The organism is Dyella sp., assembly GCF_036568765.1.
In the GTDB taxonomy this organism is placed as follows: Bacteria; Pseudomonadota; Gammaproteobacteria; order Xanthomonadales; family Rhodanobacteraceae; genus GSA-30.
Window position 1 is genome coordinate 1 of the sequence record NZ_DATCRY010000307.1, and the last position, 13,513, is coordinate 13,513.

The window sequence follows — 13,513 nt, forward strand, 5'->3', positions numbered from 1 at the left end:
GTCCAGGTCCGTGCGCAAGCGTGCGCCATTGGCCTCCAGGCGTCGTGCGAGGCTGCGCGCGCCGGAGGCGGCCATGCTGTCGCCGGCGACAGCCAGTACCGCGCCCTGGTGGAGCTGCTGTTCGAGCCAGGTCAGGTGCTCGGGGGCATGGGCCTGCTTTTGTTTCATCAGCGACACGCCGGTGCCTTCGAGTTCCCGCTGCGCTTGTTCGAAATAGCGCCCGTCGGTCCAGAGCCCCGCGTGGTCGGCGGTGACTATCAAGGTCCCGGCCGAACCGGTGAAGCCCGAAACCCAGGCGCGAGCCTGCCAATGCACGGGCAGGTATTCGGACAAGTGGGGATCGGCGCTGGGGACCAGGCAGGCCGTGACCTCATGGGCCTGCATGACCTGGCGTAGAGCGGCAAGGCGATCGGGAATCGGCGAGTTCATGGCGGCATGGTAGCAGTGTGGGCCTGCGGCGTAGTGACGCAGCTGGAGTGCTCGGTCGGCGTGCGCAAACGTGCCGCATTCGGCGGCATGCCCGTAAGTTCGTTCTTGAGCGAGCGGCCTCGCATACGCGCAAACCCATTCGTGTCGCGGTTTGTCTTGCTTGCTGTGCTGTCGTGCGTTCGTGCGCCCTCGTGCACGGCGGCGAATAAAAGCTCGTTGCTACACGATTCGAGGGTGCGCGCGCAAGGCGCGGCATGTTGTCCCGTAGCAGTGATGATGAAACATCGCCTCGCATAAAATGCGCACCGCGCCGTATCCCCAATGGCGTATCCAAAAGATCGTCAAGGTTGACCGTGATTAAAAATTCCCTCGCCTTTGCCCAGCGCATGCTTTGCGTTGGCGCTATCGTGCTGCTTACAGGTTGTAGTAGCGAACTTCTGTCGCCCAAGGGCGACGTCGGCATGCAGGAGCGCACGCTGATCCTTACCGCGTTGGGGCTGATGCTGATCGTCGTGATCCCGGTGATCGTGATGACCTTGCTGTTCGCCTACCGTTTTCGCGCCTCCAACAAAAAGGCGACGTACAAGCCGAAGTGGGCTCACTCGACCGCCATCGAGGTGGTGGTGTGGACAGTGCCTTGCATCATCGTCGCCATCCTGGCCGCGATTACCTGGCGTACTTCGCATTCGCTCGATCCTTACAAGCCGCTGGAGTCGGACGTCAAGCCAGTGACCATCGAGGTGGTTTCGATGGACTGGAAATGGCTGTTCATCTACCCCGAGTACGGCGTGGCCTCGGTCAACCAGATTGCCGTTCCGGTCAATACGCCTGTCAATTTCCGCATTACCTCCGACACGGTGATGAACTCGTTCTTCATCCCCCAATTGGGCAGCCAGATCTACTCGATGGCCGGTATGGAGACCAAGGTCCACCTGATCGCCAACCACCCCGGGGTGTATAGCGGCCTTTCCGCCAATTACAGCGGCGCCGGCTTCTCGGATATGCGCTTCGACGTCATTGCCAGCACGCAGGAGGGCTTCGACAACTGGATCAAGCAAGCCAAGGCCTCGCCGCGGGCACTGGATGCCGCCAGCTACGCCAGCCTTGCCCAGCCGAGCACCAAGCTCCCGGTGGCTTACTACTCGACCGTGACGCCGGGTCTCTTCGGCTCGATCGTCAACAAGTACATGCACACGAACCATAGCGATCAGCCGATGGCGATGGACATGCCGATGCATCACGCAGAAACCAAGGTCGTGGAGTGACCTCATGTTGAGTCAGATTCTCGGAAAACTCTCGCTCGATGCCGTGCCGATGCACGAGCCGATCATCATGGGCACGCTCGCCGTGGTTGTGCTGGGTGGCTTGGCGCTCGTCGGGGCCGTCACCTACGCCGGCAAGTGGGGCTATCTCTGGAAAGAGTGGTTCACGTCGGTCGATCACAAGCGCATCGGCGTGATGTACATCATTCTGGCCTTGATCATGCTTCTGCGCGGTTTTGCCGATGCGATCATGATGCGCATGCAGCAGGCCATCGCCAATAACGACGGCGCCGGCTACCTGCCGCCCCACCACTACGACCAGATCTTCACCGCTCACGGTGTGATCATGATCTTCTTCGTGGCGATGCCGTTGATCGTAGGCCTGATGAACATTGTCGTGCCGCTTCAGATCGGCGCGCGCGACGTGGCCTATCCGTTCCTGAATTCGCTGAGCTTCTGGCTGGCGGTGGCTGGCGCGATCCTGGTGATGATGTCGATGTTCGTCGGCGACTTCGCTGCCACCGGCTGGCTGGCTTATCCGCCGCTGTCCGGCATCGGCTACAGCCCGACGGTCGGCGTGGACTACTACATATGGTCCCTGCAGATATCCGGTCTGGGTACCACGCTGACCGGCATCAACTTCATCGTGACCATCCTGCGCATGCGTACGCCGGGCATGAAGCTGATGCAGATGCCGGTGTTCACCTGGACGGCGCTGGTGGCCAATATCCTGATCGTGGCGGCCTTCCCGGTGCTGACCGCGACGCTGGCGTTGCTGACCGCCGACCGCTACCTGGACATGCACTTCTTTACGAACGAGCTTGGCGGTAACGCCATGATGTACGTGAACCTGATCTGGGTGTGGGGCCATCCGGAGGTGTACATCCTGATCCTGCCGTGCTTCGGTGCGTTCTCGGAAATCATCGCTACTTATTCGGGCAAACCGCTGTTCGGCTATAAATCGATGGTCTACGCCACCTGCTGCATCGGCGTGATGTCCTTCCTGGTCTGGCTGCACCACTTCTTCACCATGGGATCGGGGGCCAACGTCAACGCTTTCTTCGGCATTATGACGATGATCATTTCGGTGCCGACCGGCGTGAAGCTGTTTAACTGGCTGTTCACCATGTATCACGGCCGCGTGCGCTTCACCGCGCCGGTGCTGTGGACGATCGGCTTCATGATTACCTTCACCATCGGTGGCATGACTGGCGTGCTGCTGGCCGTGCCGGCCGCGGACTTCGTGCTGCACAACAGCCTGTTCCTGATCGCGCATTTCCATAACGTGATTATCGGCGGCGTGGTGTTCGGCTGCCTGGCCGCGATCCACTTCTGGTTCCCCAAGGCGTTCGGCTTCAAGCTCAATGAGTTCTGGGGCAAGGTGTCGTTCTGGTGCTGGTTGGTCGGCTTCTACCTGGCCTTCATGCCGCTGTACGTGCTCGGCTTCAAGGGCATGACCCGTCGCATGAATCACTATGCCAATCCCGATTGGCACCCGTATCTGGTGGTTGCCGCGATCGGCGCCGCGGTTATCGGTCTGGGCATCGCCGCGCTACTGGTGCAGTTCGCTGTCAGCATTCGCCAGCGCAAGCAGAACCTGGATCTCTCCGGCGATCCGTGGGATGGCCGCACGCTGGAATGGGCGACCAGCTCGCCGCCGCCGTTCTACAACTTCGCCATCCTGCCCAAGGTCGAGGAGCTCGATCAGCACTGGGAAGACAAGGAGCGTCGCGTGGCCTACAAGCGTCCGGCGCGCTACGAAGACATCCACATGCCGCGCAATACCGGTGCCGGCGTCTACATCTCGGTAGCCGGCCTAGTCCTGTGCTTCGCGTTGGTTTGGCACATCTGGTGGCTTGCGGGCCTGGGTCTCATCGGTATGGTCGGTTGTTTCATCGCCCGCACCTATGACCGCGATGTGGATTACTGGGTGCCCGCCGCCGAGGTGGCCCGAATCGAGAACGAACGCTATGCGGCGCTGAAGGAGGCTGCGTAAGCCATGAGTACAACCATTACCCATATCGGCGCGCACGGCGGTCATCACGATCACGCGCACCACGACGACGGATCCAAGACCACGCTGGGGTTCTGGATCTACCTGATGAGCGACTGCCTGATCTTCTCGGTGCTGTTCGCTACCTTCAGCGTGCTGTCGGCCAACACGGCCGGCGGACCGAGCGGCAGGGAATTGTTCGAGCTGCCGTTCGTGCTCGGCGAAACCATGCTGCTGCTGATTTCCAGCTTCACTTTCGGCGGCGCCATGCTGAGCATGCACGCTGGCCGCAAATCGGCAGTGCAGATCTGGCTGGCGCTGACCTTCCTGTTCGGTGCGGGCTTCATCGGCATGGAAGTGTACGAATTCGCCAAGCTGATCCATGAAGGTGCAGGCCCGAGCCGCAGCGCCTTCCTCTCGGCGTATTTCGGCCTGGTCGGTACTCACGGTCTGCACGTTACCGCCGGACTGGTCTGGCTGTTGACCATGCTGCACCAGATCCACAAGTTCGGCCTGGACAACGTGGTGCAGCGCCGCCTGAGCTGTCTGAGCCTGTTCTGGCACTTCCTGGATCTGGTCTGGATCTGCGTGTTTACCTTTGTCTACCTGCGCGGGGTGCTGTGATGTCGAGTGCGACTCATTCCTCCCACGGTCATGCCCATGCCGCTTCGCATGGCACGTGGAAGGGCTATACCGTCGGTTTCATCCTTTCCCTGGTGTTGACGCTGGCATCGTTCGGCGCGGTGATGACCGGCAAGCTGCCGCATAGTGCCATCCTGCCGACCATTGCAGTGCTGGCGGTGGTGCAGCTGATCGTGCAGCTCTTCTACTTCCTGCACCTGGGCACGGCCCCCGGCCAGCGCGCCAACCTGGCCATTTTCCTGTTCACCGGCTTGATCATTGCGATCGTGGTCGGCGGTTCCTTGTGGGTGCTGCACAACATGAACGAAAACATGATGCATCCCATGCCGATGAGCATGCCCTCGACGACAGGGGACTGAAGCTTTCAGTTGTTGGACTTGCCAGGGAGCCTCCGGGCTCCCTTTTTTTTGCGCCCGGCATGTAGACAGCTTCAAATGCGGCTCCATGCTCCGTCGCCCCGGCGAATGCCGGAACCCAGTGCCTTTCCCTCTGGCATGGCAAAAGTGGGGGATGACATCCGCCGGGAAAACGGATAGCAGAGGTTTCGCAAGGGCAGCCGCCGGTGAAGCCGGTCCTGAGTGCCCCTCAGCAGCCCCTCGACCCTGAATCGACCCCATTCCCCATCTCGCAGCCTGCCCCGACTTCCTCTAAAATACCGATTTCCAGCACGGCTGCTTCCCATGACCCCCCTGATTTTCGTCACCGGCGGTGTGGTGTCCTCCTTAGGTAAGGGCATCGCAGCGGCGTCGCTTGCGTCCATTCTGGAAGCGCGCGGTCTCTCGGTCACCATGATGAAGCTCGATCCCTACATCAATGTGGATCCGGGCACCATGAGCCCCTTTCAGCACGGCGAGGTCTATGTCACCGACGACGGCGCCGAGACCGACCTGGACCTGGGCCATTATGAGCGCTTCGTCCATACCCGCCTGACTGGCAAGAACTCCATCACCACCGGCAAGATCTACGAATCGGTGATCCGCAAGGAGCGCCGGGGCGACTACGTGGGCGCCACCGTGCAGGTGATCCCGCATATCACCGACGAGATCAAGCATTGCATCCACGAAGCCACGCGTGGCTTCGACGTCGCCCTGGTCGAGATCGGCGGCACGGTCGGCGATATCGAGTCATTGCCGTTCCTGGAGGCGATTCGTCAGCTGCGCATCGAGCACGGCCCGGAAAAGTGCCTGTTCATGCACCTCACCCTGGTGCCGTATATCAAGGCCGCCGGCGAGATCAAGACCAAGCCCACCCAGCACTCGGTCAAGGAGCTGCGCTCCATCGGTATCCAGCCGGACGTGCTGCTGTGCCGTTGCGAGCAGCCGCTGCCGGATGGCGAGCGCCGCAAGATCGCCCTGTTCACCAACGTGCCCGAACAGGCGGTCATCAGCGCCGCAGACGTGGACATCATCTACAAGCAGCCGTTGTGGCTGCATAAGCAGGGCCTGGACGACATTGTGGTCAAGCGCCTTGGGCTGGACGCTGGCCCGGCCGATCTTTCCGGCTGGCAGCGCACGGTCGATGCGGTCGAGCACCCGAAGGACGAGATCACGGTCGCCATCGTCGGCAAATACGTCGAGCACAAGGATGCCTATAAATCCCTGGGCGAGGCGCTGCGTCATGGCGGCATCAAGCAGCAGACCCGGGTCAATCTGGAATGGATCGACTCCGAGCAGATCGAAGCCGATGGCGCAGCCAAGGTGTTGGGCAAGGCGGACGCGATCCTCGTACCTGGCGGTTTCGGCAAGCGCGGTTTCGAAGGCAAGGTACTTGCCGCTCGTTATGCGCGGGAGCACGGCGTACCGTACTTCGGCATCTGCTATGGCATGCATGCCGCGGTGGTCGATTTTGCCCGTAGCGTGGCTGGCCTGGCCGGCGCCGATTCCAGCGAGAACGACCGCAACAATCCCCATCCGGTCATCGCACTGATTACCGAATGGACCACGGCCACCGGTGAGGTGGAGCAGCGTACCGAACGTTCGGATCTGGGCGGCACCATGCGCCTGGGTGCACAGGAGTGCCGCCTGAAGGCCGGTACGCTGGCGCGCGAACTGTATGGTCAGGAAGTGGTGCGCGAACGTCATCGCCATCGCTACGAGTTCAACAACCGCTACCGCCAGTCTTTCGAGGACCTAGGTCTGGTCATTTCGGGCAAGTCGATGGACGATCTGCTGGTCGAGATCGTGGAGCTGCCGCAACAGAAGCACCCGTGGTTCCTGGGCTGCCAGGCGCACCCCGAGTTCACTTCCACGCCGCGCGATGGCCACCCCCTGTTTATCGGCTTTGTGCGGGCCGCACGCGAGTTCAAGACGGTACGCGAAGGCCAGGTGCTGGCGAAGAAGGAGTCGGTTGCATGAAGCTTTGTGGTTTCGATGTCGGTCTGGATCAACGGTTGTTCCTGATTGCCGGCCCTTGTGTCGTCGAGTCGGAACAACTGCAACTGGACGTAGCCGGTAAGCTCAAGGAGATCACCGGCCGCCTCGGCGTACCGTTTATTTTCAAGTCCAGTTTCGACAAGGCCAATCGTTCCTCAGGCAATAGCTTTCGCGGCCCGGGCATGGAAGAAGGCCTGCGTATCCTGGGCGAGGTCAAGCGTCAGATCGGCGTGCCGGTACTCACTGACGTGCACGAATACACGCCCATGAACGAAGTGGCGGCCGTGGTAGACGTATTGCAGACGCCGGCCTTCCTCTGCCGACAGACGGATTTCATCCAGAACGTGGCGCGGGCCGGCAAGCCGGTCAACATCAAGAAAGGTCAATTCCTCTCGCCGTGGGAAATGAAGAACGTCGTGGAGAAGGCCAAGGCCGTCGGCAATGACGACATCATGGTGTGCGAGCGCGGTGCCAGCTTCGGCTACAACAACCTGGTTTCGGATATGCGTTCGCTCAGCGTGATGCGCGATACCGGTTGTCCGGTAGTGTTCGACGCCACCCACTCGGTGCAGCTGCCGGGCGGGCAGGGCACCAGTTCGGGCGGGCAGCGTGAATTCGTGCCGGTGCTGGCGCGTGCCGCGGTCGCCGTGGGTATCGCTGGCTTGTTTGCCGAAACGCATCCGGATCCTGCCAAGGCTCTGAGCGACGGTCCGAATGCATGGCCGCTGGACAAGATGGAAGCGCTGTTGGAAACGTTGCTCGATCTCGATGCCGTGACCAAGAAGCATGGCTTTCTGGAAAGCGCCTACGCTGCTTCCTGAGCGGCGACTGGCAAGAACGGTTTCGCGGTAGGCTAGATAGCTGACCGGAGATCGGGACGGTAAGGCACGCAGCGCACAAGGGGAGGCGCTGCGTCTTTTTTAAGACCGATGCGGTCATTCGCATCGCTTCTATCTTTCTTCAAAACTGGCACGACTTGGGAGTTCCATGAGCACCGATATTGCCCGCATCCACGCCCGCGAAATTCTCGATTCCCGCGGCAATCCCACCCTCGAAGCGGAAGTCACCCTGGTTGGCGGCGGCTTCGGTCGTGCTGCCGTGCCTAGCGGTGCTTCCACCGGCTCGCGCGAAGCGGTGGAGCTGCGCGACGGCGATAAGTCGCGTTACCTGGGCAAGGGCGTGAGGAACGCCGTCGGCAACGTCAATGGTGCGATTGCCGATGCGCTGAAGGGTTTCGACGCAGCCGATCAGAAGGGTCTGGACGCCAAGCTGATCGCATTGGATGGAACGCCGAACAAGGGCCGCCTGGGCGCCAATGCTCTGCTGGGCGTGTCGATGGCCGCGGCACACGCGGTCGCCGCTTCGCGCGGCGAGGCGCTGTGGAAGTATCTATCCCAAGGCAAGCCGGGCAGCCTGCCGGTGCCGATGATGAATATCATCAACGGTGGTGCGCATGCCGACAACAACGTCGACGTGCAGGAATTCATGGTGCTGCCGGTCGGGTTGCCGACATTCGCCGAAGCGCTGCGCGCCGGCACCGAGATCTTCCATGCGCTCAAGAGCGTGCTCAAGGGCAAGGGCCTGAACACGGCGGTCGGTGACGAAGGCGGCTTCGCGCCTAACCTGCGCTCGAACGTCGAGGCCCTGGATACCATCCTTGAAGCAGTCAACAAGACCGGCTTCAAGATCGGCAGCGAGATCCTGCTTGGCCTGGACGTGGCCAGTTCCGAGTTCTTCAAGAACGGCAAGTACGATCTGGAAGGCGAAGGCAAGGCCTATACCCCGGCCGAATTCGTCGATGTGCTCGCCAGCTGGGCGAAGCAGTATCCCATCGTCACGATCGAGGACGGTATGGCCGAAGGCGATTGGGACGGCTGGAAGCTGCTTACCGACAAGATCGGCAAGAGCGTGCAGCTGGTCGGCGACGATTTGTTCGTCACCAATCCAAAGATCTTCCGCGAAGGCATCGATAAGCAGATTGCCAATGCGATCTTGATCAAGGTCAATCAGATCGGCACCTTGTCCGAGACGCTCGAGGCCATCGCCATGGCTGAGGCGGCCAAGTACGCGGCAATCGTTTCGCATCGTTCGGGCGAAACCGAAGACACCACGATTTCGGACATCGCCGTGGCGACCACCGCGACCCAGATCAAGACCGGTTCGCTGTGCCGCACCGATCGTGTCGCCAAGTACAACCAGCTGCTGCGCATCGAAGAGCAACTTGGTGCGGCAGCGCGTTATGCCGGCCGCGACGCGTTCCCGAACCTGGCGCATCTGCCGGGCTGAGCGGCGGAAAGACCATGTTGCGCTGGGTTGCGCTCATTCTGCTGCTGCTCCTGATCGGCCTCCAGCTGAAGCTGTGGGGCCGTCATGGCGGCATGCACGAAGTGGACGCTTTGCGCGTCGCCGTGCAGAAGCAGCACGATGAGAACGATCGGCTGATCCAGCGCAACGAAGCCTTGGGCGCGGACGTCAAAGACCTGAAGAACGGCGAACAGGCGGTCGAAGCGCGCGCGCGCAGCGAACTGGGCCTGATCAAGCCTGGCGAGGTGTTCTACCAGGTGGTGGAAAAGCCGGCGGCGGGTAGCTCCTCCCCGGCTCCAGCCACTTCCAGCAGCGGGCAATGAGCATGGCTGCACGGTTATGGTGCGTCGTGCCGGCAGCAGGGCGCGGCACGCGGGTCGGCGGTCCGCTGCCCAAGCAATATCTGCCCGTGGCTGGGCGGCCGCTGATCGAGCACACATTGGAGCGCCTCGCTGCTCATCCATCGATTGCCGGCCTGATGGTGGTAGTTGCCGAAGGGGATGATATCTGGCCGACCCTCGCGGTACCCACGGCGAAGCCCGTACTGATCGCAGTCGGCGGGGCTGAGCGCTGCGATTCGGTGCTTGCCGGCCTGCATGCCTTGCCGGACGACGTCGGCGATGAGGATTTCGTACTGGTACACGATGCGGCACGGCCCTGCGTTCGCGCCGCCGATATCGCTAATCTGATCGAGCGTGCGGGTGCGATGGATGGGGGCTTGCTCGGTGCGCCGCTGCGCGACACGCTCAAGCGTGCCGACGAGCGGCAGTGCAGCCAGGCGACCGAACCGCGCGACCGCCGTTGGCGCGCTTTCACGCCGCAGATGTTCCGCCGAGAGCAGCTTGTCGCGGCTTTGCGGGCCGCAGCCGCGGCGGGTGTAACAGTCAGCGACGAAGCGATGGCGATGGAACGCATGGGGTTCGCGCCATTGCTGGTCGAGGGCGCCGAGGACAATATCAAGGTAACGACCGCGACGGATTTTGCGCTCGCGGAGTTCTTGCTGGATCGAATTCACTCAAAGGACGCCCTTGCATGATGCGCATTGGCCAAGGCTTCGACGTTCACGCATTCGGTGCAGGCGATTTCGTCATGTTGGGCGGCGTGTGCGTGCCGCATAGCCATGGCGTGATCGCGCATTCCGATGGCGATGTGGTCATCCATGCGTTGTGCGATGCGATTTTCGGCGCGCTGGCGCTTGGCGATATCGGCAAGCACTTTCCGCCTTCCGACGAACGTTGGCGCGGTGCCGACAGCAGCGCCTTCCTGCGCCATGCCGTGCAGCTGATGCATGAGCGCGGTTATGCCCTGGGCAATGCCGACATCACCGTGATTTGCGAAGCCCCCAAGGTCGGGCCACATGCTCAGGCCATGCGCGAAGCGCTGGCCGTGACGATCGGTTGCGCCGTCGACGATATCAGCGTCAAGGCCACTACGGCTGAAAAGCTGGGCTTCACAGGGCGCGGCGAAGGGATCGCAGCGCAGGCGTGTGTACTGCTGGTGCGGCAGTGAACGAAGCGCAAGCCAGCGCCGGCATTCGCCTGCATGCGCAAATGGCCGCGGTTGGCGAACTGTTGCGTCGTTACCATGCCGCTGTCGGTGAGACGCTGAATGAAGCGACCACCGCCGATTCGGCGGCCGTTGAAGATATTCTCGGTCAGTTGCGCGATTTGCTCGACGCGCTGCATCCGGCGGATGTCGCCTACATTCTCGAATCGTTGCCGCCGGAAGATCGGCTTGCTGTCTGGCACCGGGTCAAATCCGACCGCGATGGCGAGATCCTGCTCGAAGTCTCCGATGCGGTGCGCGAATCGCTGATCGCCGATATGGACCAAGGCGAAATCCTCGCCGCGGTCGAGCCGCTGGATGCGGACGAGTTGGCCGATCTGGTCGAGGATCTGCCCGAGGAAGTCCTGCCCGAGCTGATGGCCAGCCTCGACGCGCAGCAGCGCGAGCGCGTGCAATCGGCACTGTCCTACGAGCCCGACCAGTTGGGCGCACTGATGGATTTCGAGATGGTGACGATCCGCGAGGATGTCAGTCTCGAGACGGTACTGCGCTACCTGCGCCGCTTCGACGAACTGCCCGCGCAGACCGACAAGCTCTTCGTGATCAATCACGAAAACGTGCTCACCGGCGTGCTGCCGCTGCACTGGCTGCTGGTCAATTCGCCCGACAAGATGGTCAGCGAAGTGATGGCGCCGGACGTCAATACATTCGCACCGGACGACGATGCCTATCATGTCGCGCAGGCGTTCGAGCGCTATGACCTGGTGACCGCGCCGGTAGTCGATGCGTCCGGCCGCCTGATCGGTCGCATCACTGTCGATGCGATGCTCGACCTGATCCGTGAGGAAAGCGAAAGCGAGGCCCTGAGCCGCGGTGGCCTGCGCGAAGGCGAAGATATCTTTGCCTCGGTGTGGGCATCCTTGCGCAATCGTTGGGCATGGCTGGCGATCAACCTGGTCACGGCCTTTGTCGCCTCGCGCGTGATCGGATTGTTCGAGTCGTCGATCCAGCAGTTAGTTGCGCTCGCCACCTTGATGCCGATCGTTGCCGGCATCGGCGGTAATTCCGGCAACCAGACCATCACCATGATCGTGCGCGCGCTGGCGCTGGACCAGATCACCACGGATAGCGCCAAGCGTCTGTGGCGCAAAGAGCTGCTTGTGGCCTTGGTCAACGGTCTGATCTGGGGTGGCGCGATCGGCGTGATCGCCTGGTTGCTCTATGCCAATATCGCGCTAGGCATCGTGATGACCGCCGCGATGACACTCAATTTGCTGCTTGCCGCTTTTTGTGGCGTCGGCATTCCAATATTGATGGAGCGTTTCGGCCGCGATCCGGCAGTGGGATCGAGCGTGATGATCACGGCGATGACCGATAGCGGCGGTTTCTTCATTTTCCTTGGTTTGGCAACGGTCTTCCTGACCTGAGCGGCCGCTTTCACCTTTCGAGCAAAACATGTCCGATCTGCCTACCGCTTACGGTACACCTCCGCTTTCCGCGCGCTTGCGCGTATCGCCTGAAGACTTCGTGGTCGAGGAGATCCTCGGCTACGAAGCGGACGGCGAGGGCGAGCATGCCCTGTTGTGGGTGGAGAAGCGCGGGGCGAACACCGATTGGATCGCACGTGAGCTGGCTCGCTATGCCGGCGTGGCGCCGTTGAATGTCGGCTATGCGGGCCTGAAAGATCGCCATGCGGTGACGCGGCAGATGTTTTCCGTCGGCGGAGGCCAAAGTACTGTCCGTAACGCGGCATCGGCGCAAGCTCAAGCGTGGAGCCTTGCGTGGCAATCGTTTCGTGCTGACCTTGCGAGAGATCGAGGGCGATCGCGCCGCTGCGGATGCGGTGCTCCAGCAAATCGCCAGTCGTGGCGTCCCGAACTATTTCGGCGAGCAGCGTTTCGGTCGCGAGGGTGGCAACGTAGCTCAGGCCCGCGCGATGTTTGCCGGTCGCCGCGTCGATCGCGACAAACGCGCTTTCCTGTTGTCCGCGGCTCGTTCGGAAATCTTCAACCATGTGCTCGCCGCTCGCATCGAGCGTGGCGCATGGGACCGGCCGCTCGACGGTGAAATATGGTCATTGGCCGGCTCACGTTCGTGGTTTGGCCCGGAGCCCTTCGATGAGGTGCTGGCCGATCGCCTGGCGCGTGGCGACATCCATCCGTCAGGACCGCTGTGGGGCGATGGTGAAACACCCGCGCAGGACGAGGCCGGTGCATTGGAGCGCGAGATTGCCACGGCGAACCAAGACCTGGCGACCGGTTTGGCCGGGGCGCGCATGGAGCAGGAGCGCCGTCCCCTGCGCCTGATGCCGAAGCATCTGCAGTGGCGCTGGCTAGCGGATGACGTGCTGGAACTCTCCTTCGAACTACCTGCCGGCGCATATGCAACGGTCATCGTGCGCGAACTGGCGCAGACAAAAGAAGCATCGCCCACACCCTAAGCTTGCCCGCAGGAGCGACTGAGCGGAGCGCCGCCTTCGGTTTCTTCGCATCGTCCCGGCGCACGCCGGGAGTCCAGCCCCGTTCGTTCCGGTGAGCTGAGACATGGGTCCCAGCCTTCGCCGGGACGACGAGCAGGAGAGGCTACGCGACTCCGACCCATGGAGTCGCCGCGGGCCCAATGTCGCGAAGGATGCCGCCCCAAAACTACCCCTTCAGCAGCACAACAACCGCACCCGTCCCCCCCTGCGCCGGCCGCGCGGACGCAAACGCCACCACATCGTCCCGTCGCCGCAACATCCGGTCCGTAAGCACCTTCAATACCGGTCCGGCAGCCTTCGATCGTAACCCCTTCCCATGCACGATCCGCACACAGCGCAATCCGTTGTGCCGCGCCTCGGCGAGGAATTCGACAATGGTTTGCTGCGCGGCAGCGGCGTTCATATGGTGCAGATCGATTTCGTCCTGGACACTGTATTGCCCGCGCTTGAGCTGCCTGAGCAGTTTTGGCGGGTATCCGTCGCGCAGATAACTGAGCTCCTCGCCCACCTCGATCAGGCCGGGGTC

13 protein-coding genes and 1 pseudogene are annotated in these 13,513 nt (G+C 62.1%); 12 read left to right on the forward strand and 2 right to left on the reverse strand.

The window, feature by feature from the left end; translation table 11 throughout:
- Positions 1 to 429, reverse strand: a 429-nt coding sequence (locus VIM98_RS19200; protein WP_331994711.1) for an aminopeptidase P family N-terminal domain-containing protein, incomplete at its 3' end; no start/stop codon positions are given.
- Between the two features lie 386 nt (positions 430 to 815).
- On the opposite strand from VIM98_RS19200, the gene cyoA reads away from it, so the two are divergent.
- The 12 genes and pseudogenes from cyoA to truD all read left to right on the forward strand — a co-directional run bounded on the left by cyoA (position 816) and on the right by truD (position 12,948).
- Complete coding sequence (gene cyoA, locus VIM98_RS19205; RefSeq protein ID WP_331994720.1) at positions 816 to 1,694, forward strand: ubiquinol oxidase subunit II; 879 nt, start codon at positions 816 to 818, stop codon at positions 1,692 to 1,694.
- Positions 1,695 to 1,710: 16 nt separating this feature from the next.
- Positions 1,711 to 3,687 (forward strand): cytochrome o ubiquinol oxidase subunit I, encoded by a 1,977-nt coding sequence (cyoB, locus tag VIM98_RS19210; RefSeq protein ID WP_331994721.1) that lies wholly within the window; start codon positions 1,711 to 1,713, stop codon positions 3,685 to 3,687.
- A 3-nt stretch (positions 3,688 to 3,690) separates the two neighbouring features.
- Positions 3,691 to 4,308 carry a cytochrome o ubiquinol oxidase subunit III gene (cyoC, locus tag VIM98_RS19215; protein WP_331994712.1) on the forward strand — a complete coding sequence of 206 codons (618 nt, stop codon included), beginning with the start codon at positions 3,691 to 3,693 and terminating at the stop codon, positions 4,306 to 4,308.
- On the forward strand, positions 4,308 to 4,685 hold the full coding sequence (gene cyoD / locus VIM98_RS19220) for a cytochrome o ubiquinol oxidase subunit IV (protein ID WP_331994713.1): 378 nt from the start codon (positions 4,308 to 4,310) through the stop codon (positions 4,683 to 4,685). The genes cyoC and cyoD overlap by 1 nt, the downstream gene beginning before the upstream one ends.
- Before the next feature lie 321 nt (positions 4,686 to 5,006).
- Entirely contained in the window at positions 5,007 to 6,680 is a 1,674-nt protein-coding gene (locus VIM98_RS19225) for a CTP synthase (RefSeq protein WP_331994714.1), read from the forward strand.
- On the forward strand, positions 6,677 to 7,519 hold the full coding sequence (gene kdsA / locus VIM98_RS19230) for a 3-deoxy-8-phosphooctulonate synthase (RefSeq protein WP_331994715.1): 843 nt from the start codon (positions 6,677 to 6,679) through the stop codon (positions 7,517 to 7,519). The genes VIM98_RS19225 and kdsA overlap by 4 nt, the downstream gene beginning before the upstream one ends.
- A 166-nt stretch (positions 7,520 to 7,685) precedes the next feature.
- The gene (gene eno, locus VIM98_RS19235; protein WP_331994716.1) at positions 7,686 to 8,984 is read left to right on the forward strand and encodes a phosphopyruvate hydratase; all 1,299 of its coding nucleotides are present in this window, start codon (positions 7,686 to 7,688) and stop codon (positions 8,982 to 8,984) included.
- A gap of 14 nt (positions 8,985 to 8,998) precedes the next feature.
- The gene (gene ftsB / locus VIM98_RS19240) at positions 8,999 to 9,325 is read left to right on the forward strand and encodes a cell division protein FtsB (protein ID WP_331994717.1); all 327 of its coding nucleotides are present in this window, start codon (positions 8,999 to 9,001) and stop codon (positions 9,323 to 9,325) included.
- Positions 9,326 to 9,327: 2 nt separating this feature from the next.
- Positions 9,328 to 10,038, forward strand: a complete 711-nt coding sequence (gene ispD, locus VIM98_RS19245; protein ID WP_331994722.1) for a 2-C-methyl-D-erythritol 4-phosphate cytidylyltransferase — start codon at positions 9,328 to 9,330, stop codon at positions 10,036 to 10,038.
- Entirely contained in the window at positions 10,038 to 10,511 is a 474-nt protein-coding gene (gene ispF, locus VIM98_RS19250; RefSeq protein ID WP_331994723.1) for a 2-C-methyl-D-erythritol 2,4-cyclodiphosphate synthase, read from the forward strand. Before ispD ends, ispF begins: the two co-directional genes overlap by 1 nt.
- Entirely contained in the window at positions 10,508 to 11,935 is a 1,428-nt protein-coding gene (mgtE, locus tag VIM98_RS19255; protein ID WP_331994718.1) for a magnesium transporter, read from the forward strand. The genes ispF and mgtE overlap by 4 nt, the downstream gene beginning before the upstream one ends.
- A 28-nt stretch (positions 11,936 to 11,963) precedes the next feature.
- Positions 11,964 to 12,948, forward strand: a pseudogene (gene truD, locus VIM98_RS19260) (tRNA pseudouridine(13) synthase TruD).
- A gap of 205 nt (positions 12,949 to 13,153) precedes the next feature.
- On the opposite strand, the gene VIM98_RS19265 reads toward truD, so the two are convergent.
- On the reverse strand, positions 13,154 to 13,513 hold a 360-nt coding region (locus VIM98_RS19265), incomplete at its 5' end, for a Smr/MutS family protein (protein WP_331994719.1).